The 20,600-nt window shown below is 71.9% G+C and carries 21 protein-coding genes; 10 read left to right on the top strand and 11 right to left on the bottom strand.

All coding sequences use genetic code 11. The features are described from left to right. The 3 genes from K8F61_RS07535 to K8F61_RS07545 form a co-directional block, all read right to left on the bottom strand. Window positions 1–486, bottom strand: coding sequence for an SIP domain-containing protein (locus tag K8F61_RS07535; protein ID WP_231821216.1), 486 nt, complete (start codon window positions 484–486; stop codon window positions 1–3). A 61-nt stretch (window positions 487–547) separates the two neighbouring features. Next, on the bottom strand, window positions 548–1,252 hold the full coding sequence (locus K8F61_RS07540) for a tyrosine-protein phosphatase (RefSeq protein WP_231821217.1): 705 nt from the start codon (window positions 1,250–1,252) through the stop codon (window positions 548–550). Then, window positions 1,249–1,716 carry a carboxymuconolactone decarboxylase family protein gene (locus K8F61_RS07545; protein WP_231821218.1) on the bottom strand — a complete coding sequence of 156 codons (468 nt, stop codon included), beginning with the start codon at window positions 1,714–1,716 and terminating at the stop codon, window positions 1,249–1,251. Before K8F61_RS07545 ends, K8F61_RS07540 begins: the two co-directional genes overlap by 4 nt. A gap of 186 nt (window positions 1,717–1,902) precedes the next feature. Here K8F61_RS07545 and K8F61_RS07550 point away from each other — a divergent pair, with 186 nt between their 5' ends. The 6 genes from K8F61_RS07550 (at window position 1,903) to K8F61_RS07575 (ending at window position 7,915) form a co-directional block, all read left to right on the top strand. Next, complete coding sequence (locus tag K8F61_RS07550; RefSeq protein ID WP_231821219.1) at window positions 1,903–2,832, top strand: alpha/beta fold hydrolase; 930 nt, start codon at window positions 1,903–1,905, stop codon at window positions 2,830–2,832. 88 nt (window positions 2,833–2,920) lie between these two features. Next, a complete protein-coding gene (locus K8F61_RS07555) occupies window positions 2,921–4,423 on the top strand; it encodes an ABC transporter substrate-binding protein (protein ID WP_231821220.1) in 1,503 nt (500 codons plus the stop codon). An 18-nt stretch (window positions 4,424–4,441) separates the two neighbouring features. Further along, complete coding sequence (locus K8F61_RS07560) at window positions 4,442–5,392, top strand: ABC transporter permease (RefSeq protein ID WP_067245029.1); 951 nt, start codon at window positions 4,442–4,444, stop codon at window positions 5,390–5,392. Then, window positions 5,389–6,294: an ABC transporter permease gene (locus tag K8F61_RS07565; RefSeq protein WP_231821221.1), complete on the top strand. Its 906-nt coding sequence runs from the start codon at window positions 5,389–5,391 to the stop codon at window positions 6,292–6,294. The genes K8F61_RS07560 and K8F61_RS07565 overlap by 4 nt, the downstream gene beginning before the upstream one ends. Continuing rightward, complete coding sequence (locus tag K8F61_RS07570) at window positions 6,291–7,100, top strand: ATP-binding cassette domain-containing protein (protein WP_231821222.1); 810 nt, start codon at window positions 6,291–6,293, stop codon at window positions 7,098–7,100. The genes K8F61_RS07565 and K8F61_RS07570 overlap by 4 nt, the downstream gene beginning before the upstream one ends. Further along, window positions 7,097–7,915 carry an ABC transporter ATP-binding protein gene (locus tag K8F61_RS07575; protein WP_231821223.1) on the top strand — a complete coding sequence of 273 codons (819 nt, stop codon included), beginning with the start codon at window positions 7,097–7,099 and terminating at the stop codon, window positions 7,913–7,915. The genes K8F61_RS07570 and K8F61_RS07575 overlap by 4 nt, the downstream gene beginning before the upstream one ends. A gap of 31 nt (window positions 7,916–7,946) precedes the next feature. On the opposite strand, the gene K8F61_RS07580 is transcribed toward K8F61_RS07575, so the two are convergent. The 3 genes from K8F61_RS07580 to K8F61_RS07590 are packed head-to-tail and all read right to left on the bottom strand — an operon-like array spanning window position 7,947 to window position 9,965. Beyond that, on the bottom strand, window positions 7,947–8,492 hold the full coding sequence (locus K8F61_RS07580) for a GNAT family N-acetyltransferase (RefSeq protein WP_231821224.1): 546 nt from the start codon (window positions 8,490–8,492) through the stop codon (window positions 7,947–7,949). Continuing rightward, window positions 8,489–9,178 (bottom strand): uracil-DNA glycosylase, encoded by a 690-nt coding sequence (locus tag K8F61_RS07585; protein ID WP_231821225.1) that lies wholly within the window; start codon window positions 9,176–9,178, stop codon window positions 8,489–8,491. The genes K8F61_RS07580 and K8F61_RS07585 overlap by 4 nt, the downstream gene beginning before the upstream one ends. 4 nt (window positions 9,179–9,182) lie before the next feature. Beyond that, window positions 9,183–9,965 (bottom strand): SDR family oxidoreductase, encoded by a 783-nt coding sequence (locus K8F61_RS07590; RefSeq protein WP_219087069.1) that lies wholly within the window; start codon window positions 9,963–9,965, stop codon window positions 9,183–9,185. 210 nt (window positions 9,966–10,175) lie between these two features. On the opposite strand from K8F61_RS07590, the gene K8F61_RS07595 reads away from it, so the two are divergent. From K8F61_RS07595 to metX, 3 genes are all read left to right on the top strand, one after another. Further along, a complete protein-coding gene (locus K8F61_RS07595) occupies window positions 10,176–11,498 on the top strand; it encodes a bifunctional o-acetylhomoserine/o-acetylserine sulfhydrylase (protein WP_219087070.1) in 1,323 nt (440 codons plus the stop codon). Between the two features lie 295 nt (window positions 11,499–11,793). Further along, on the top strand, window positions 11,794–12,771 hold the full coding sequence (locus K8F61_RS07600) for a hypothetical protein (RefSeq protein ID WP_231821226.1): 978 nt from the start codon (window positions 11,794–11,796) through the stop codon (window positions 12,769–12,771). Window positions 12,772–12,972: 201 nt separating this feature from the next. Next, window positions 12,973–14,181: a homoserine O-acetyltransferase MetX gene (gene metX / locus K8F61_RS07605; protein ID WP_231821227.1), complete on the top strand. Its 1,209-nt coding sequence runs from the start codon at window positions 12,973–12,975 to the stop codon at window positions 14,179–14,181. A gap of 37 nt (window positions 14,182–14,218) precedes the next feature. Here metX and K8F61_RS07610 read toward each other — a convergent pair whose 3' ends face one another. Together K8F61_RS07610 and K8F61_RS07615 are read right to left on the bottom strand one after the other, a co-directional pair. Further along, window positions 14,219–15,436 carry an MFS transporter gene (locus tag K8F61_RS07610; protein ID WP_231821228.1) on the bottom strand — a complete coding sequence of 406 codons (1,218 nt, stop codon included), beginning with the start codon at window positions 15,434–15,436 and terminating at the stop codon, window positions 14,219–14,221. A gap of 40 nt (window positions 15,437–15,476) precedes the next feature. Then, complete coding sequence (locus tag K8F61_RS07615; RefSeq protein ID WP_231821229.1) at window positions 15,477–16,118, bottom strand: NUDIX domain-containing protein; 642 nt, start codon at window positions 16,116–16,118, stop codon at window positions 15,477–15,479. 188 nt (window positions 16,119–16,306) lie between these two features. On the opposite strand from K8F61_RS07615, the gene K8F61_RS07620 reads away from it, so the two are divergent. Continuing rightward, window positions 16,307–17,872 (top strand): nucleobase:cation symporter-2 family protein, encoded by a 1,566-nt coding sequence (locus K8F61_RS07620; RefSeq protein WP_231821230.1) that lies wholly within the window; start codon window positions 16,307–16,309, stop codon window positions 17,870–17,872. A gap of 171 nt (window positions 17,873–18,043) precedes the next feature. On the opposite strand, the gene K8F61_RS07625 is transcribed toward K8F61_RS07620, so the two are convergent. From K8F61_RS07625 to K8F61_RS07635, 3 genes are read right to left on the bottom strand one after another with little or no spacing between them, the layout of a single operon-like run. Continuing rightward, window positions 18,044–18,370: a thiamine-binding protein gene (locus tag K8F61_RS07625; RefSeq protein ID WP_067245003.1), complete on the bottom strand. Its 327-nt coding sequence runs from the start codon at window positions 18,368–18,370 to the stop codon at window positions 18,044–18,046. A gap of 34 nt (window positions 18,371–18,404) precedes the next feature. Beyond that, complete coding sequence (locus K8F61_RS07630; RefSeq protein ID WP_231821231.1) at window positions 18,405–19,667, bottom strand: hypothetical protein; 1,263 nt, start codon at window positions 19,665–19,667, stop codon at window positions 18,405–18,407. Continuing rightward, window positions 19,664–20,545, bottom strand: a complete 882-nt coding sequence (locus K8F61_RS07635; protein WP_231821232.1) for an NAD(P)H-hydrate dehydratase — start codon at window positions 20,543–20,545, stop codon at window positions 19,664–19,666. The genes K8F61_RS07630 and K8F61_RS07635 overlap by 4 nt, the downstream gene beginning before the upstream one ends. Between the last annotated feature and the right edge of the window lie 55 nt (window positions 20,546–20,600).

A 20,600-nucleotide genomic window follows, 5' to 3' on the forward strand; every position in this document is an offset into this window, starting at 1 on the left:
TCAGACCAGCCGGGAGAAGCGCTCCGGTGCGTCGATGGCCGCCCGCTCGACGCCGAGGCGCCCGGTGAGGTGATCCACGATGTCGGCCGTGCCGACGAACCCGCCGAGCAGGGTGATGCGCGTGGGCAGCGAGGCGGCGGCATCCGTGTCGCCGACGCAGAGCATCTCATCCGCCCAGGCGATCGCCGCCCGGGCCACGGCGGCTCCCGGAGCGCAGCGGCGTCCGGTTCCCGGAGCGCCCGAGCGGGACGCACGGGGCAGCCAGGAGATCGTCATCCGCGGCGGTGCGGACAGAGGAACGATGGAGTCCGCATCCGGCACCTCGACGAAGATCCGCCCCGTCGTGCACAGCGGCAGAGTGGCCAGCAGCGCCTCCAGCTCCACGAGGGAGTGCTCGTCGGCCGTGATCAGGTGCTGGACCTGTGGGCGACGAGACGCCCGGCGCTGGGCGCGGGGCTTCGTAGCGAGGGCGGTGCGAGGAGTCATCGTGCCTTCAGCTTAGCACCCGAAGAAGGGTTGCCTTACCTTGCTCGACCCCGTCCCGCGGTCACTCGACCAGCGCGGCGCCCAGGGCATCGAGCTCGCGGCGGGTCAGCCCCGCGGCCAGCAGGTAGTCCGCGGCGGATCCGTAGCGCTCGTCCACATGGACGAGCAGGTCGCGCATCACCGGCGCCGGCGACGCCGTGGCCAGGGCGAGAGCGTGGCGCGCGTCCGGGTGATGCGCACGGAGCCGCTCCGCGACCATCCGCACGTGCTCCGGCGGCATGAGCGTCTCCGTCAGTGCGTAGTCGGCGATCACCGCCTCACGGTCCGCTCCGACCGCGGACAGGGCCAGCGCCACGCTCACGCCGGTGCGGTCCTTCCCCGCCGTGCAGTGCACGAGCGTCGGCTCCCCGTCGGCGAGCAGACGAGCCACCTCGACCATCCGCGCCGCGGCGTCGTCCACGAGGCGGCGGTACATCATCGGCAGGCTCACGTCCTCGACGAACAGGGAGGCGACCGATCCATGGAAGAGCGGAATGCGCGTGACCGGCACCTCGACGAGCGCGGACGGCTGGTAGCGGACCTCGTCGTCGTCGCGGAGGTCGACGACGCGGCGCACACGATCGCGCAGGATCGCCCGCCCGTGCGCCGTCAGACCGGAGAGGTGCCCGGAGCGCAGGAGCATTCCCTGCCGGATCCGGGAAGCTCCGGCAGGGATCCCGCCGACGTCGCGGACGTTCGCGGCGCCGGGGACGTCGAGGACGGTCACCGCGCCTCGCGCGGAGGAACCGGGTACCGCCCGGCGATGACGATCCGGTTGAACGCGTTGATCGAGACGCAGGCCCAGCTGAGGGCCGCGTACTCCTTCTCCGTGAAGACGCTTCCCACGCGGTCATACACGTCGTCGGGGATCCCCTCGTCGTGGATGAAGGTGAACGCCTCGGCGAGCTCGAGAGCCGCGCGCTCGCGGTCGGAGAAGACGCCCGACTCGCGCCAGGTCGGCAGCTGCGTGAGCGTGTCGATGTCGACGCCGGCGGCCAGAGCTCGGTCGACGTGGATCCGTGCACAGTACGCACAGCCGTTGAGCTGGGAGCAGTGGATGAGGACCAGCTCCTTCAGCCGGTCGTCGATGCCGTTGGCCCGGCAGATGTCCCCGACCGTGTTCGAGAAGGCGTCCAGTGCCTGATAGGCCGTCGGCTCGGTCCGGGACAGGTGCACACGCTTCTCGCTCATGGCCTCAGCGTACCCGCCCGCGCCCGCACCGGGACCGATGCGGAACGACATTGTTCGTCACATCGAAAATCAGATCGACAATCAAATTCACCTCACATGGCTCATAGTGAAGGTCATGACAGGCATTCCCTTAGCACTTTGCTCTCACATTTCTCTCGAGGGCTCCGGGGGGAGCACAATGAGGGCGTGCCCACCGAGACCACCGAGTTCTCCTTCCTCGATGCCCAGGCCCGCGCGCTCGGGGCGAGCGTCCCGTCGGTGGCGCGGGTGTCGCTCCCCCTTCCGGACGGGCGCATCCTCAGCGCGCTCCGCTTCGGGGACGACGCCCCCGACGTCACCTTCCTCCACGGCGCCGGGCTCAACGCGCACACGTGGGACACGACCATCCTGGCACTCGGGAAACCGGCGATCGCGATCGATCTCGCCGGCCACGGCGATTCCTCCTGGCGCGACGACCTCGATTACTCCGCCCGCACGCTCGCCGCCGACGTCGCCGTCGCGCTCGATGCGTGGACGCGGACGCCGCAGGTCGTCGTCGGACAGTCGCTCGGCGGCCTCACCGCCGCCGCCCTCGCGGCCTCGCACCCCGACCTCGTACGGGAGGTGATCGTCGTCGACATCACCCCCGACGTCGACACGAACGCCGGACCCGCGGTGCTGAGGACCTTCTACGAGCAGACGGACGCCGCGTCCCGCGACGAGCTCGTGGACCGGGCGATGGCGTTCGGCCTGGGCGGAAGCCGGGAGGACACCGAACGCGGCGTGTACCTCAACACCCGCGTCCGCCCCGACGGCCGTGTCGAGTGGAAGCACCACTTCGCCCGTCTCGCTGCTCAGCTCCTCGCCGCGCCGGCCACGGGGACGGACGCCTCGGCGGCAGCCCCCGCCCTCGGGGAGGACGGCTGGGAAGACCTCGCCGCCGTCACGGCTCCGCTCACCCTCGTGCGGGCGTCGCAGGGATTCGTCACGGAGTCCGACGCCGCCGCGTTCGCCGCGCGGATCCCCGGAGCACGCGTCGTCGAGCAGGACGCGTCCCACAACGTCCAGGAGACCGCCCCGGCCGCGCTGGCCGCGCTGATCCGCACCGCCGTCGACCGCACCGCCGCCCGTCCGTGACCCGGCGTCCCCCGCACACACCCCGCTTCTTCCCGTCCCTCCCCTGCACCCCGACACCGGCCACCGCCGCCCTCCGAGAGGAACTCCCATGAGCCGCCGTTCCACGGGTCTCGTCCTGATCACCGGCCTCGCCGCCGCCGCGCTCGCGCTCAGCGCGTGCTCGACGCCGTCCGGCGCCGGCACCGGTGAACCGGATGCCGGCGCCACGCTGAACGTCGGCCTGGTGCTGGAGCCGACCAACCTCGACATCCGGCGCACGAGCGGCGCCGCGCTCGAGCAGATCCTCGTCGACAACATCTACGAGGGCCTGGTGACCCGGACGCCCGACAACCAGATCACCGAGCGTCTCGCCTCCGAGTACTCGGTCTCCGAGGACGGCCTCACGTACACCTTCACCCTCAACGAGGGCATCACCTTCCACAACGGCGACCCGCTCACCTCGGTGGACGTGGTGTCGTCGCTGCAGGCCGTCAAGGACGACGAGTCCCTCCAGGGCCACGCCGAACTCGCCGGTGTCGCGCAGATCGCAGGACCCGACCTCGATACGGTGGTCATCACGCTCTCGGCCCCGAACCAGAACTTCCTCTTCTCGCTGACCGGTGTCGCCGGGCTGGTGTTCCAGAACGGGGACACCACCGACCTCAAGGACGCCGAGAACGGCACAGGGCCGTTCACCCTCGACACCTGGCGCAAGGGCAGCTCCATCACCTTCACCCGGTACGAGGACTACTGGGGCGAGAAGGCCGGCGTCGCCGAGGTCGTGTTCGACTACATCCCGGACTTCACCGCCGGCGTCAACGCGGCGCTCGACGGATCGCTCGACGTGCTCACGGCGGTGGATCCGAACCTCGCGCCGCAGCTGGAGAAGAGCGGCCAGTTCACCCTGACCACCGGTCGCACCACGGACAAGGCCACCCTCGCGTTCAACAACGCGAAGCCGCCGCTGGACGACGTCCGCGTCCGCGAGGCGCTGCGGCTGGCGATCGATCACGACGCGCTCGTGGAGGCCGTGGGTGCGGGGCAGACCCTCTACGGTCCGATCCCCGAGCTCGACCCGGGCTACGAGGACCTTTCCTCCGTCGCCCCGCACGACCCCGAGAAGGCCAAGCAGCTCCTCGCCGAGGCCGGCCACGAGAAGCTGGATCTGACGCTCACGATCCCGAACTTCTACGGCACGACGGTTCCCCAGGTGCTCGTCTCCGACTTCAAGAAGGTGGGGGTCGACCTCACCGTGAACTCGGTCGAGTTCCCCGCGTGGCTCGAGGACGTGTACAAGAACCACGACTACGACCTGAGCTTCGTGCTGCACGTGGAGCCCCGCGACTTCGGCAACTTCGCCAACCCCGAGTACTACTTCGGTTACAACAACCCCGAGGTCCAGAAGCTGTACGCCGACGCGCTCGCCGCCCTGGACGAGAAGACCTCGAACGAGCTGCTGGCCCAGGCCGCGCGCCTGGTCTCCGAGGACCATGCCGCGGACTGGCTGTACAACGGTGCGACGATCACCGCATTCGTTCCCGGTGTGAGCGGGTTCCCGGAGGACTCCATCAACTCGCGCCTGGACCTGCGCGGCGTCACCCTCGCGGACTGATCCGCCCGATCTCCCGCCGTGCTCCGCTACGCGCTCATCCGAGGGGCCCTGCTGATCGCAGGGCTCCTCGTGGCGAGCATCGTCATCTTCCTCGCTCTGCGGGTCTTCCCCGGGGACGTCGCCCAGCTCATCGCCGGGGACAAGGCCACCCCCGCGCAGGTGGCGGCGCTCCGTGAGGCCCTGGGCCTCGATCGGCCGCTGTTCGTCCAGTACGGCGAGTGGATCGGCGGGGTCCTGCGCGGCGACCTCGGGACCTCGCAGCTGAGCGGCGCCTCGGTGGCGGCGGAGATCGCGGCCAAGGCGCAGGTCACGGTCCCGCTGGGCATCCTGGCGCTGCTCATCGCCCTGCTGATCGCGATCCCGCTCGGGATCCTGGCCGCGCTGCTCCGCGGCCGCCGTGCAGGCGCTGCCGTCAACGTGGCGGCTCAGGCGGTCGCCGCGGTGCCGGTGGTGTGGGCCGGGATGATGCTCGTCGTCGTCTTCGCCGTGTGGCTGGGCTGGCTGCCCGCGCAGGGCTTCCCGCGGGACGGATGGGCGCGGCCGGACGCTGCGCTCCGCGCGCTGATCCTGCCCGCGCTGACGATCGGCGTCGTGGAGGGCGCCATGCTGCTGCGCTTCGTCCGCAGCGCGACGCTCCAGGCCGCGTCCCAGGACTTCGTCCGCACGGCCGCGGCCAAGGGGCTCACCCGCTCCCGCGCGCTCGTGCGCCACGGGATCCCGGCGGTCGGCCTCTCCATCGTCACCGTCCTCGGGCTCCAGGTGGCCGGGATCGTCGTGGGATCGGTCGTGATCGAACAGCTCTTCACGCTGCCGGGGATCGGCCGGATGCTCGTCGCCGACGTCGGCACCCGGGACCTGGTGAAGGTGCAGAGCGAACTGCTCGTGCTCACCGGGTTCGTCCTCGTCATCGGCTTCCTGGTCGATCTCGTCCACCACCTCGTGGATCCCCGGCAGAGGGAGGCCGCATGACCGACACGGCTCGACCGGTCCCCCGGAGGCGCGGAGTGCGCCGGATCTGGACCACGGCGGGAGGCCGGTTCGGTCTCGTGGTCGTCGCGATCATCGCCCTCCTCGCGCTCACCTCGCTCCTGTGGACGCCGTTCGACCCCCGCGCCACCGACGTCGCGGCCCGGTGGCAGGGGCCCGGATGGCCCCACCTCCTCGGCACCGACGGCACCGGGCGCGACATCCTCAGCCTGATCATGGCGGGAAGCCGAACCACGGTGCTCGTGGCGGTGGGAGCGGGCCTCGTGGCCACCGTGGTCGGCGTCCTCCTCGGGGCACTCGGAGCGCTCACGACCCGCGCGATCAGGGAGACCGTCGCGGTCCTCGTCGACATCCTGATCGCGTTCCCGGTGCTCATCATCGCGATGATGATCTCGGCGGTGTGGGGCGGTTCGCTGTGGGTGGTCGTGTGGGCCGTCGGCCTCGGCTTCGGTGTGAACATCGCCCGCGTCACCCGTCCGGAACTGCGTCGGGTGCAGCAGAGCGACTTCGTGCTCGCCGGTCGCGCCTCGGGCCTCACTCCACTGCAGAGCCTGGTGCAGCACCTGCTTCCCAATGTGGCCCCGGTCTTCATCGTGCAGCTGTCGTGGTCGATGGCCGTCGCCGTGCTCGCCGAGGCCGGGCTGTCCTACCTGGGCTTCGGCGCCTCGGTCGTGGATCCGTCCTGGGGCGTCCTCCTGGCGGACCTGCAGCGGTACATCGCCGTCCATCCGCTGTCGGTGGTCTGGCCGGGGCTCGCGATCACGGTGACCGTGCTCGCGCTCAACCTCCTCGGCGACGGCCTGCGTGACGCGACGGATCCGACCCTGCGACAGAATCCGCGTGCCGCCGCCGCGCGCTCGCACGTCCCGGAGGTGGTCGCGTGAGCCTCGAGGTCTCGGATCTGCGCATCGACATCGACGGCCGCCGCGTCGTGGACGGCGTCAGCTTCAGCGTCCCCGACGGCGCGCGGGTCGGTCTCATCGGCGAGTCCGGGTCCGGCAAGTCCCTGACCGCGCTCGCCGTGCTCGGCCTGCTCCCCGAGGGCGCGATCGCCACCGGTTCCGTGCGCTGGCGGGGGCGGGAGATCCTCGGTCTGCCCGACCGCGAGCTCGCCGCGGTGCGCGGCGACGAGATCGGGATCGTGTTCCAGGAGCCCCGCACGGCACTGAACCCGATCCGCACCATCGGGCGCCAGATCGCCGAGAGCGTCCGGATCCACGAGCGGATCGGACGCCGCGCGGCGCGGTCGAGGGCGATCGCCGAGGCGGAGCGCGTCCGCCTTCCCGACCCCGCGTCGATCGTCGACCGCTATCCCCATCAGCTCTCCGGGGGGCAGCGGCAGCGGGTCGCGATCGCCATGGCGCTGGCCGCCCGTCCGCGCCTGCTGATCGCCGACGAGCCGACGACCGCGCTGGACGTGACGATCCAGGCGGAGATCCTGACGCTGCTGCTCTCCCTCGTCGCCTCGGAAGGGATGTCGCTCGTGTTCATCACCCATGACCTGGCGGTGCTCGCCCAGGTCGCGACCCACGGCGTGGTCCTGGAGGACGGCCGGGTGGTCGAGGAAGGGCCCGTCGACACCCTGCTGAGCGCCCCGGCGTCCGCGGTCACCCAGGGCCTGCTGCGTGACGCGACCGCCACGCTCTGGCGGCCGGAGACGGGCGCGCAGGGCGAAGGGGAGCAGCCATGACCGCCCTGATCCGCGCACGCGGCCTCGGCCGCTCCTTCCCGGTCCCCCGCCGCTCCCTCGGCGAGCCCCGACGCACGACCACGGCCCTGGACGGCGTCGACCTCGACGTCGCCGAGGGGTCCGCGCTCGGCCTCATCGGCGAGTCCGGATCGGGGAAGTCGACCCTCGTCCGGCTGCTGCTGGCCCTCGATCGCCCGACGACCGGCTCCGTGCAGATCGCAGGTCGTCCCGTGGACGCCCGCTCCTCCGCGCGGGATCTGCACTGGCTGCGGCGCCTGACGGGCCTGGTGTTCCAGGATCCCTACGCCTCGCTCGATCCGCGACAGAGCATCGCGCGGATCGTGTCCGAGCCGCTGCGCGCCCTGGACATCGACGGAGATCACGCGGCGCGCGTCGCCGAGGTCCTGACGCAGGTCGGACTCGACCCGGATGCGGCGGAGCGGTATCCGCACGAGTTCTCCGGCGGGCAGCGCCAGCGGATCGCCCTGGCCCGCGCGATCGCCCACCGGCCCCGCATCCTGGTGGGTGACGAGCCGCTCTCGGCGCTCGACGTCACGGTGCGCGCGCAGATCCTGGCGCTGCTGTCCGAGCTGCGCGCCGAAGGACTGACCCTCATCCTCGTCTCGCACGACATCGGCGTGGTGCAGAACCTCTGCGACGCCGTCGCCGTGATGAAGGACGGCCGGATCGTGGAGCAGGGACCGACCGACGACGTCCTGCACAGACCCGCCGCGGACTACACGCGACAGCTGCTCGCGGCGATCCCGGTGATCCGCTCGTCCGGCGATGCCGGAGCAGCTGCGGCGGGCGTCTGACTCCCCGGCCTGCCGTCCGCGCGAGGCCGCGTCAGAGGGACTTCTGCAGGAACAGCACGTCCAGCGACCGACCGAACTTCACTCCGACCCGCTCCAGCCGGCCCGCCTCCTCGAACCCGAACCGTCGATGCAGCGCGATGGATCCCGCCGCGGCGGTCGGCTCGATGACGGCGATCACCTCACGGAGTCCGGCGGCCGTCCCGGCGTCCAACAGGGCCGACAGCAGGACGCGCCCGAGCCCGCGCCCTCCGGCGCCGGGCCGGAGGTAGATCGAGTCCTCGACGGAGAAGCGATACGCCGACTTGGGACGCCAGTGCTGGAGCAGGGCGTACCCGATCACACGGTCCGCCCCGTCCTCCGCCTCGGGTCCTGTGTCCTCGGCCACGAGGAACGGCAGGCCCGCCGCGGCGAGCACGGCCGCCTTCGTCTCCCAGTCCGCGAGCGTCGTCTCGATCTCGTCGAAGGTGACGGTGCTCTCTCGCACGTAGTGGTTGTAGATGTCGCGGATCGCGGGGAGGTCGCCGGCGACGGCCGGCCGGATCTCGACGCCCGCGGCCGGGGCGGCACCGACGCTCACGCGACCCGCCAGTCCACGGGACCCGCGCCGAGCTCGGCGAGCAGCGCGTTGGCCCGGGAGAACGGGCGGGAGCCGAAGAACCCGCGGCTGGCGGACAGCGGGGACGGGTGCGGCGAGGCGATCACGGGGGTGTCCCCCAGCATCGGACGAAGCCCCTCCGCGTCGCGACCCCACAGGATCGCGACCAGGGGCGCATCCCTCGCGACCAGGGTGCGGATCGCGAGCTCGGTGACCTTCTCCCATCCCCACCCGCGATGGGAGGCGGGCGCTCCGGGCCGTACCGTCAGGACGCGGTTCAGCAGCATCACGCCCTGATCGCTCCACGCCGAGAGGTCGCCGTGCGCGGCCGGGGGGATCCCGAGGTCGCTCTCCAGCTCGCGATAGATGTTCGTGAGGCTCCGGGGCAGCGGCCGCACGGATCGCTCGACCGCGAAGGACAGCCCGATGGGGTGCCCGGGGGTCGGGTACGGGTCCTGGCCGACGATGAGCACGCGGACGTCCTGGAGCGGACGGGAGAACGCGCGGAGGACGTGGGGTCCCGCAGGGAGGTAGCCGCGCCCGGCCGCGTTCTCCGCGCGCAGCCGGTCGCCCAGCTCGGCGATGAGGCCTCCCGCGGGGGCGAGCGCCTCGGCCCACCCCGGATCCAGCTGCCCGCTCTCCGCGAGCTCGGCGAGGGTCTGCGGCATGGGTTCAGTCCTCCCGACGGGGCCGCAACGGGCCGCGCGCGAGGAGGTAGTGGGCGGCCTGCGCCACCGGGCGCATCGTCACGAGGTCGAGGTTCACGTGGCCGGGGGCGTTCAGCGCGTACGCGATGACGTCGGCCACGTCGTCCGCGACCAGCGGGGCGTCGATCCCGGCGTAGACCGCCTCGGCGGCGGCGACGTCTCCGCCCAGTCGATTCAGGGTGAACTCGGGGGTGTGCACGAGACCCGGGGCGATCTCGACGACCCGGATGGGCTCCCCGTGCAGCTCCAGGCGGAGGGCGTGCACGAGCATCGACTCGCCGGCCTTGGCCGCGTTGTAGCCGGCTCCTCCCGGGTAGGCGGCCTGCGCCGCCGTGGAGGTGACGAACAGCACGTCGGCGTGCCCGTCCTCTGCGGCTGCGGAACGGAGCTGAGGCAGCAGCGCGGCGACGAGACGCTGCCCGGACAGCACGTTGGCCTCGTACATCCAGAGCCAGTCCTCGGGGGATCCGTCCTCGACGCGATCGGTCCCGCGGGCACCGCCGGCGACGTGTACGAGGGCGTGCACCGGTCCCGTGTCGGCGAGGTGGGCGGCGAGCGCCGACACGTCGTCCGCGTCCGTCAGGTCCGCCGCGAACGCGGCGGCCCCGGTCTCCTCCGCGAGCGCCTGCAGACGCTCCTCGCGCCGGGCCACCCCGACGACGTCCCACCCGCTCGTCCGCAGAGCGCGGACGGCTGCCTCGCCGATTCCCGTGCTCGCTCCGGTCACCACCGCTCGCCTGTTCACCATGGCTCCCACCGTACGACGAATCCTCGGTCGCGCCTGCCACCGGGCCAGCCTCGTCGCTTTTCCTGTTACGTCACATTTCCCGCGCGTTGTTGACAACGCGCGGGATCCGTAGTGTCGGGGTCAACATCGCGGCTCGCCCGATCCGCATCCGCATCCGCATCCGCATCCGCATCCGACCGTCGTCACGGCGGCCACGAGCAAGGGGAGACCATGTCCGACACCGACAACTGGCGTTTCGAGACCAAGCAGATCCACGCCGGCGCCGCTCCGGACCCGGTCACCAAGGCGCGCGCCACGCCGATCTACCAGACCACCTCGTACGTGTTCGACAACGCCGACCACGCCGCGAACCTCTTCGCCCTCGCGGAGTTCGGCAACATCTACACCCGCATCCAGAACCCGACGCAGGACGTCCTCGAGCAGCGCCTGGCGGCGCTGGAAGGCGGCACCGGCGCCCTCGTGCTCTCCAGCGGCCAGGCGGCGTCGACCTTCGCCATCCTGAACATCGCGCAGGCCGGCGACCACTTCGTCTCGTCCAGCTCCATCTACGGCGGCACCTACAACCTCTTCAAGTACACGCTCGCCAAGCTCGGGATCGAGGTCACCTTCGTCGAGAACCAGGACGACCCGGAGGAGTGGCGCCGCGCTGTCCGCCCGAACACCAAGCTGTTCTTCGCGGAGACCATCGGCAACCCGAAGATCAACGTCCTCGACATCCGCACCGTCGCCGACATCGCGCACGACAACGGCGTGCCGCTGATCGTCGACAACACGATCGCGACGCCGTACCTGATCCGCCCGTTCGAGCACGGCGCGGACATCATCGTCCACTCCGTGACCAAGTTCCTCGGCGGGCACGGCACCACGATCGGCGGCGCCGTCATCGACGGCGGCTCCTTCGCGTGGTCGCAGAACGTGGAGAAGTTCCCCGGGCTCACCGAGCCGGACCCGTCCTACCACGGGGCGTCCTACACCACGGCGGTCGGCGACGGCCTCGCCTACATCATCAAGGCGCGCGTGCAGCTGCTGCGCGACCTGGGGTCGGCGATCGCGCCGCAGAGCGCCTGGAACCTGATCCAGGGCATCGAGACGCTGTCGCTGCGCGTGGAGCGCCACGTGCAGAACGCGCAGGAGATCGCCGAGTGGCTGGACGCGCGCGACGACGTCGCGGCCGTGAACTACTCCGGCCTGCCGACCTCGCCCTGGTACGCCACGGCGAACCGGTACGCGCCCAAGGGCGTCGGCGCGGTGCTGTCGTTCGAGCTCAAGGGCGGCGTGGAGGCCGGTCGCGAGTTCGTGAACAGCCTCTCGCTCTTCAGCCACCTCGCCAACATCGGGGACGTGCGCTCGCTCGTCATCCACCCCGCCTCGACCACCCACGCGCAGCTCACGCCGGAGCAGCAGCTCTCCGCCGGGGTCACGCCGGGCCTGGTGCGCCTGTCGGTCGGTCTGGAGAACATCGAGGACCTGAAGGCGGACCTCGAGCAGGCCCTCGCCGCCGCGCGCACGGTCTCGGAGGCCGCCCGCGCCTGACACGCTCCTCCTCAGAGACGGAAGGGCCCCGGATCCACGATCCGGGGCCCTTCCGTCTCTCCCCCTCCTCCCTTCCCCTCCCCTTCCCCTCCTCTTCCCCTCCCCTTTTCGTCGAGACCCCCTCGTGCCGCCGAAACCCCCTCTTACATCGGTGTGCACGAGGGGGTCTCGGCGGCACGAGGGGGTTTCGGGAGAAGGATCCGCCTCGTCCTCCCCGACGGCCGGCGGCCGGAGGTTCTCCACCGATCCTGGGGACCGGCACCGCCGGGGCCGCCGCGCGGTGGAGTGTGCTCGCATGCCGTCGGATATCGACCTCGCCCGTGCCAAGAACCTGTTGATCCCCCGCGTCCGTCTCCTGGATGCGGGCCGCACCGAGCGCGAAGTCGGTGCGCTCGTCGAGTCCGGGGAGCTCCTCCGCGTCCGACGAGGGCAGTACGTGGCGGCGTCCGCATGGGGCGGACTGTGGAACGAGGGTCGCCATCTGCTCGAAGTCCTGGCCGCCCACCGCAACGCCGAGGATCCGGTGTTCTGGGGGCCGTCCGCCGCGGTGCTGCACGGCCTTCCGCTGTATCGAACCGCGCCCGCCCACGTGCACACCGTCATCGCCGATGCCCGGCACTCGCGGTCCCGGGCCGGCGTGATGATGCACGACGTCGCGATCGCCCCGGCCGAGATCGTGCGTGTCGACGGGATCCGCTGCACCTCCCTCGACCGCACGGTGCTCGACCTCACCCGCTCGCTCCGCCCCGACGCCGCGGTCGCGGCCGCAGACGCGGCGCTTCGCCGTGAGGCGGTCGACCATCACGTCCAGGACGAGGAGCGCGCAGACGCCTGGCGGAGCCGCCTGCTGGGTCGGGCCGCCGCCGAGCACGGTCGCGGGATCCGTCGCGCCCGTTGGATCCTCGCCTTCGCCGACGGACGCGCGCAGCTGCCCGGGGAGAGCGTGAGCCGGCTCCTGCTCCACGAGCTGGGATACGGCGCCGTCCCCCTCCAGGTGCACGTTCGCGGCGCGACGGGGAAGGACTACTGGATGGACTTCGGCTTTCCCCGATCCGCCGCCTTCGGCGAATTCGACGGGCTCGGCAAGTATCACGACCCGGGCCTTCGAGGCGAGCGCACCACGGCCCAAGCCCTTCTCGCCGAGAAGCAGCGTGAGGATGACGTTCGCGGGGTGACCGGGTGGCGCGTGGTCCGGTGGGGGTTCGAGCACATCCGCACGCCGGAGCTGCTCGGCGCGCGTCTCCGCGCCTTCGGCGTCCGCCCGCCCGCCTGACCCTTCTCCCCTCTCCCCTCTCCCCTCCTTCCTCCCCGTCAGGTCGTCGAAACCCCCTCGCGTCGCCCAGACCCCCTTGGAAACGCGTATCTGCGAGGGGGTCTCGGCGCTCCGAGGGGGTCTCGGCACGAAAAGGGAGGAGGAGGGAGGGAGGGCGTAACGTGCGGGCGGAGCGGGGCGGGGCACGGGAGAATGGAGGGCATGGACTGGCAGACCACCTCGGAAGACACCGTGCCCTCGGCGCGGGTGTCGGATGCGGACGCGCGTCTGCTGCGGGCACGCCCCCCGGCGACCGGAGCCTGGCGGGATGGAGACACCCCCGGCGACCGGCGGTTCGCGGCGTTCGGCGCCTTCCGCACCGAGGGCGGCGAGGAGCTGCCGGCGATCCGCCTCGCGTACGAGACCTGGGGCGAGCTGAACGCCGCACGCGACAACGCCGTCCTGGTCCTGCATGCCCTCACCGGAGACAGCCACGTCGTCGGCGACGCGGGCCCGGGGCACCCCACGAGCGGCTGGTGGGGAGACGTCGTCGGTCCGGGCGCACCGATCGACACCGATCGCTGGTTCGTCGTCGCGCCGAACATGCTCGGCGGGTGCCAGGGGTCCACCGGCCCCGCGAGCATCGCGCCGGACGGGTACGAGTGGGCGTCGCGGTTCCCGTACCTCACGATCCGCGACCAGGTCGCCGCGCAGGTCCGCCTCGCCGATGCCCTCGGGATCGAGCGATGGGGCGCCGTGATCGGCGGGTCGATGGGCGGGATGCACGCGCTCGAGTGGGCCGCGGGCTTCCCCGATCGCGTCGAGCGTCTCGCGATCCTCTCCTCTCCCCCGGTGACGACGGCCGACCAGCTCGCCTTGAACTTCGTCCAGTTGGAGACGGTGCGGATGGATCCGCGCTTCGCCGGGGGCGAGTACTACGACGCACCGGTCGGCGAGGGCCCGCACCGCGGTCTCGCGCTGGCCCGCCGGATGGCGCTGCTGAACTACCGGAGCCCGGTCGAGCTGAACCAGCGCTTCCAGCGCTCCTGGCAGTCGGACGTCTCACCGCTCGGACGGGGCGGGCGCTTCGCGGTGGAGAGCTACCTCGACTTCCACGGCAACAAGTTCACCCGGCGCTTCGACGCGAACAGCTACCTGACCCTGGTCGAGGCGATGAACTCGCACGATGTCGGCCGCGGCCGCGGCGGCGTGGAGGACGCGCTCGCCCGCGTCACGGCGACGACGCTCGTCCTCGGCATCGACACGGACCGGCTCTTCCCCGTCGACGGACAGCATCGGATCGCGCGCGGGATCCGGAACACCCTCGACGGGAACCAGGCGGTGGTGCTCGCGAGCGACTTCGGTCACGACGGCTTCCTCATCGAGACCGACGAGGTCGGGATCCACCTCCGACGGCTCCTGGACGCCTGACGGCGCCTCACGGTCGGGCCCGGATCGGGGCGATCGATCAGGCGACGGCCACGAGTTCCCGCCGTTCCGCCCGGTACGCGGCGAGCGCGACCAGCAGTCCGCCCGCTGCGAGCGCGGCGCCCACCCAGGCGGGAGCGGCGTAGCCCCAGCCGGCCGCGATCACGAGGCCCCCGAGGAAGGCGCCGAGGCTGTTGCCGATGTTCAGGGCGGAGTGGTTCAGGGCCGCGGCGATCGACTGGTTGTCCCCCGCCACGTCCATCAGACGGGTCTGGATGGCGGGTCCGAGAACGGACGACAGGAGACCCACGGCGAACGCGAGCGGCACGAGGAGCCAGATCGAGAAGGACAGCAACGCCAGGAGCACCAGCGCACCGCCCATCAGCACGAGTCCGCCGAGCAGGGTCCGGGCGAGCGCCCGGTCCGCGAGATGCCCGCCCAGCAGGTTGCCGACGGTCATCCCCACGCCGAACACCACCAGCGTGACGGGCACCATCCAGGGCGGCGCGCCGGCGTGCTCCGTGACCAGCGGCGCGATGTAGCTGTACACGGCGAAGAAGCCGCCGAAGCCGATGGCCCCGGTGGCGAGAGCGAACCACACCTGCGGGCGGCCGAAGACCCGCAGCTCCGAACGGAAGGTGCGGCCGGGGTCGCCGGCGTGGTCCGGGACGAAGAGCGCGATGCAGAGGACCGCGAGCGCGAAGACGACCGTGACGACCAGGAACGCGCTGCGCCACCCCAGGTGCTGCCCCAGGAACGTTCCGGCCGGGACCCCGACGACGTTCGCCACGGTGAGACCGGTGAGGATGAACGCGACGCCCTGCGCGCGTTTCCCGGGACCGAGCACGTCGGCGGCGACGAGCGCGCCGATGCCGAAGTACGCGCCGTGCGGCAGTCCCGCGAGGAAGCGGGCGATCCCGACGGTCTCGAAGGTCGGCAGGACCACGGCGAGGCCGTTGCCGATCATCAGCGCGACGGCGAGCCCGATCATCACCCGGTGCCTCGGATACCGGGCGACGACGCCGGCGATCGTGGGCGCGCCGAGCACGACGCCGAGGGCGTAGAGGGACACGAGGACCCCGGCGCGGCCGATCGCCTCCTCGGGGCTCTGCGCCCAGAGGGAGGGAAGGAGGTCCTGCGCGATGTCGGGCAGGAGGCCCATCGCGACGAACTCGGTCATGCCGATGCCGAAGCTGCCGACGGCGAGGGAGAGGAGCGCCCTCGTCGCCGCACCCCTCGAGAGAGTCGAGGGTTTCACCGGTTCAGTGTACCGGCGCGCGGATGGAGGATCGGCCGGCTCAGGGGCCGGTGTAGCGCCAGGGCAGCGTCGCCATCTCCAGCCGGTGCCGGCCACCGGGCGCCGGCGCGAGGTCGTGGGCGTCGTCGCCCTCCCACACCAGCACGGATCCGTCGAGCACGCGCGTCGAGAAGTGGAGGGGCGGCGCCGAGTCACGGTCGTCGACCGCTTCCGTGCCGCGCAACCGGTGCAGGGTGACCCAGGTCGGCGGGAAGAGCCGGAGGGATCCGCCCGCATGCGCGGCGAGGGCGTCGTGCGGCGTGAGCCAGGCCGTCTCGGCGACCTCGTCCGGAGAGGCGACGATCGCTCCGCCGGGATCCTCCGCCTGGAAGAACCAGGTGCGGATTCGGGGCTGCGCCTGGATCGGCGGCGTCCAGCAGGAGATCGGCGACACCGCTCCCAGTCGCAGGCCGACCTCCTCGGCGGTCTCGCGCACCGCCGCCCGCGCCGCGTGGTCGCGCTCGGTTCCGCCGCCGCGCCGATCCGACTCCTCGACGCGTCCGCCCGGGAACACCCATCCGCCCGCGAAGGATCCGCGGTCGGGACGACGCAGCAGCAGTACGGCGGGTCCGCGATCCGTCATCCGGAGGATCACCGCCGTGCCCGCGATGGGCAGGGTCTCCGACGGGGCATCGGCGCGCATGGCCTCACTCTAGGCCCGTCCCGCCGCGGACGGCGGCAAGGCGGGACGCCGGGGTTGACAAACGGTATACCACGCGCTTCACTGGAGTTCACCCAGCGGAAGTTCTTTTCCATTCTATGGAAGTAATGAGACGAGGAGCAAGCAATGACGCTTGAGATCGATACCGCCCGATGCCAGGGACGAACGGCATGAGCGCCAAGGACCGTGCCACCGGCAGGGCTCGCGCCCGGAAGAGGACGAGCAGACGCGACCCGCAGGGCGCCGTCCACGCCCCTCGGCCGGAGGACGAGCGCCTGCCGCTCGCCACCTCCTTCGCCTACGGCTTCCAGCACGTGCTGACGATGTACGGCGGGATCATCGCCCCGCCCCTGATCGTCGGATCCGCCGCCGGCCTCTCCCCTGCCGACATCGGTCTGCTCGTCGCGTGCTGCCTGTTCGTCGGTGGCCTCGCCACCGTTCTGCAGACCGTCGGCGTCCCCTTCTTCGGCGCGCAGCTGCCCCTCGTGCAGGGCGTCTCGTTCGCGAGCGTGGCGACCATGACCGCGATCGTCAACGGCGGCGGGATCCAGGCGGTCTTCGGAGCCGTCATCGTGGCGGGCGCCATCGGCTTCCTCATCACACCGGTCTTCTCGAAGGTCATCCGGTTCTTCCCGCCGGTGGTCACGGGCGTCGTGATCACCGCGATCGGCATCTCGCTGCTCCCCGTCGCAGCGAACTGGGCGATGGGAGGAAACCGTGCCGCGCCCGACTACGGCAGCCTCGGCCACATCGGGCTCGCCGGCCTGACGCTGGCGATCGTGCTGCTGCTGTCCAAGCTCGGCAACGCCGCGATCTCCCGCCTGTCGGTGCTGCTCGCGATCGTCATCGGCACGCTCGTGTCCGTCCCGCTCGGGATGGCCGACTTCTCCCGGGTGGGCGAGGGACCGATCTTCGCCTTCCCGACCTTCTTCGCCTTCGGGATGCCGACCTTCGACATCGCCGCGATCGTGTCCATGCTGATCGTGATCCTGGTCATCCTCACCGAGACGACCGCGGACATCCTCGCCGTGGGCGAGATCGTCGGCACCAAGGTCGACGCCAAGCGCATCGGCAACGGCCTGCGCGCCGACATGCTCTCGACCATGGTCTCCCCGGTCCTCAACTCGTTCCCGCAGAGCGCGTTCGCGCAGAACGTCGGACTCGTGGCGATCACCGGGATCAAGAGCCGCTTCGTCGTGACGGCGGGCGGGGTGATCCTGATCGTCCTGGGGCTGCTTCCCGTGCTGGGCCGTGTCGTGGCCGCCGTCCCGACCGCGGTGCTGGGCGGCGCGGGCATCGTGCTGTTCGGAACCGTCGCGGCAAGCGGCATCCGGACGCTCTCGAAGGTGGACTACCGCGGCAACATGAACCTCGTGATCGTGGCCGCCTCGCTCGGCATGGGGGTGCTGCCGATCGCGGCGCCGACCTTCTACGACCAGTTCCCGACCTGGTTCAGCACGATCTTCCACTCCGGGATCAGCTCGGCGGCGGTCACGGCGATCCTCCTCAACCTCCTGTTCAACCACCTGACGTGGGGCAATTCCAAGAACGGGTCGGTGTTCAACGCCGCTCCGGTGCGGATGGTCAGGGAGGAGGAGCTGGCCGCGCTGGAGGACGGCGACTACTACGTCGGCGGGAAGCTGATCGACGCGGGCGGCGCCGAGGTCCGGATCATCCCGACCGGCTCGGTGCCCGTCGTCGGGGGCGCAGAGGCGGCGGCCAAGAACGCCCGCTGACCGTCATGGAGACGAGGGGGCGCTCGTCCGCGAGGCGGACGAGCGCCCCCGTCTTCCTGTGTTCGGGATGCGCGGCACGGTGAGAGGGCCGGCAGCGGCCACCGGGCCCGGGAGCACGCCCTCGGCGCCGACGGCCGGCGACACCGCGACGGGGCAGATCCCGTCGAGCCCTTACCCCTCGATCTCGTCGATCGCCTGCTCCAGGCGCTCGATCTTCGCGTCCAGCTCGCCCGTGTAGCCGGGGCGGATGTCCGCCTTGAGGACGAGGGAGACGCGGGACCCGAACGGCATGACCGCGTCGGTGGCGCGCTTGACGACGTCCATCACCTCGTCCCACTCCCCCTCGACCTCCGTGAACATCGAGGTCGTCCGGTGCGGGAGCCCGGAGGCGCGGACGACGGACACGGCCGCCGCGACGGCGTCGTGCACCGACCCGTCGGGGCGGTCGACCCCGCTCGCCGGCGAGCCGGACGGGGCGACGGAGAAGGCGATGAGCATGGTGACCTCCAGGGATCGATGGGTGGGCGAGGACTCAGGCGGAGCGGGCGGGGACGGGCTTCGCCGCGGGAACGGGAACCGCCAGCAGGCGGCGGACGGAGACGACTCCGGCGACCACGACCACGAGGTTCCGCACGGTGAGGAGAAGGACCGGAAGGGGCTGAGCCCTCAGGAGGCCGTCGTAGGTGATCGGGTAGACGGCCTGGGTCAGGAGGCTCGCCGCCAGCACCAGCAGCGCCGGCAGCAGAGCCCGCCGCCGGTCGAGCAGCAGCCAGAGGACGACGGGGGCGATCAGCCAGGTCTGGAACTGCGGCGAACCGACCTTGTTGCAGACGATCAGCACGACCGTGAGAGCCAGGGCGGCCGGACCGAGGAGTCGGCGGACGCCGGCGCCCGCACGCAGCCTCAGGACGACCAGCCCGGCGACGGCCAGGGCGACGACGGCCATGAGCGGGGTGAGCACCGAGGAGACCGCGTCCGCGCCGGGCGCGACGATCTGGAAGGTGAGGATCTCTCGGCTGTACTCGATCCGGGCGGCACCCGTCACGGCGAGCCACAAGAACGGCGTCGCTGCGACGGCCTCGATCTGGAGCCCGCGCCCCGTCTGCTCGGTGAGGAAGCCGAAGAGGTACGGCGATCCGCCCAGCAGCACGAGCGTCCCGACGACGAGGGCAGTGACACCCGCGGCGGACGCGATCATCCGCGCTCGCGAGCGGAGGAGCACGACGGCGGCCACGAACACCGCTCCGGGCCAGATCTTGATCCACGCGCCGATCGTGAGCAGCGCCGAGGCCACGGCGGGGCGGGCACTCAGCAGCAGCACCGCCAGCACGGCCACCGGCACCGTGATCGCGTCGATCCGGTACACGGCGATGGGGCCGAGCAGCGTCATCGCGAGGATCCAGAACCAGGCCGCACGACGCCGCGCGGTCGACCTCCCGGTGCCCAGCAGCACGCCGAACGCGACGGCGTCCAGGATCGTGACGAGCACCGCCCATGCGACGAGGTAGCTCGCCGCGCCCGCCACCGGGGCCAGCAGCGTCGCGATCCCCTGGGCGGCGAGCATCGGAAGGAGGGCGAGCTGTGGATAGACCCAGGGCTCGGTCACCCCGACGATGGATCCGCCGGTCAGCGCGCTGCGGGACCAGGGCTCGTAGACGAGCACCACGTCGCCCATCGGCATGCTGGGCAGAATCCATCCCAGCACCGCGACAAGCGCGTGCGCGGCGAGGAAGGCGCTCCACAGCACCGTCCGCGATCGCCGGCCCGCCATCGTCCGCCCGATCCGGCCGGTCACGTGAGCAGGTCCTCGACCACGGCGGGGATCGCCTCCGCCACGTCCAGCGCGACGATCGGGCGGCCGGCGGCGCCGGGACCGGTCCTCGAGGCGGATCGCCCGGCGCGGCCGTGGATCCAGGCGCCCGCCGCGGCGACGTCGGCCGGCGACGCCCCCGGGGCGGCCGCGAGCAGCGCGCCGAGCACACCGGCGAGCACGTCGCCGGTCCCGGCCGTCGCGAGCCACGGCGTCCCGGCCTCCACCACGGTCACCGGTCCGTCGGGACCCGCGACGAGCGTCCGCGCCCCTTTGAGGAGCAGCGTCCCGCCCAGGGCGCGGGCGGTCTCCTGCACGGCGTCGGCCCGCCGGCCCTCGTCCGCGCCGTCTCCCGCAGCGAGCGCGCGCAGCCCCAGCGCGTCCCGGAGCCGGGCGAACTCCCGGTCGTGAGGCGTGGCGAGGACCGGTGCCGAGGCGTCGGCGAGGAGGTCGAGCGCACCGGCGTCCACGACGACCGGTACCGTTCCCGAGAGGATCCGCCGCAGCACCCGAGTCGCGGCAGGGTCCCGCTGCGACGCGTCCATCCCCGATCCGACGACCCAGGCGGACGCCCGTGGGAGGGCGCCCGCGGACTCGTCATCGTCGCCCTCGGGAAGGAGCTCGACCACGGTCTCGGGCCGCCGGGCGAGGACGGCGTCGCCGACCCGCCGCACGCCGAGGTGTCGGACGAACCCGGCGCCGGCGCGCCACGCCCCCTCGACGCCGAGCACGGCGGCCCCGGGGTACGCGTCGGAACCGGTGCACAGGGCGACAGCGCCCCGCCGGTACTTGTCGTCGTCGGGCCGCGGCGCACGCACGAGACGGCGCGTGTCGTCGCGGGACCACTCCCGAAGCTGCGGCATGGGTCCACGCTACCCGGGCGCGGGCGCGATCCCGCAGTCCCTCCCCCGCGAGCGC

Origin of the sequence: Microbacterium resistens (assembly GCF_021172025.1) — a bacterium.
GTDB classification, from domain to species: Bacteria; Actinomycetota; Actinomycetes; order Actinomycetales; family Microbacteriaceae; genus Microbacterium; species Microbacterium resistens.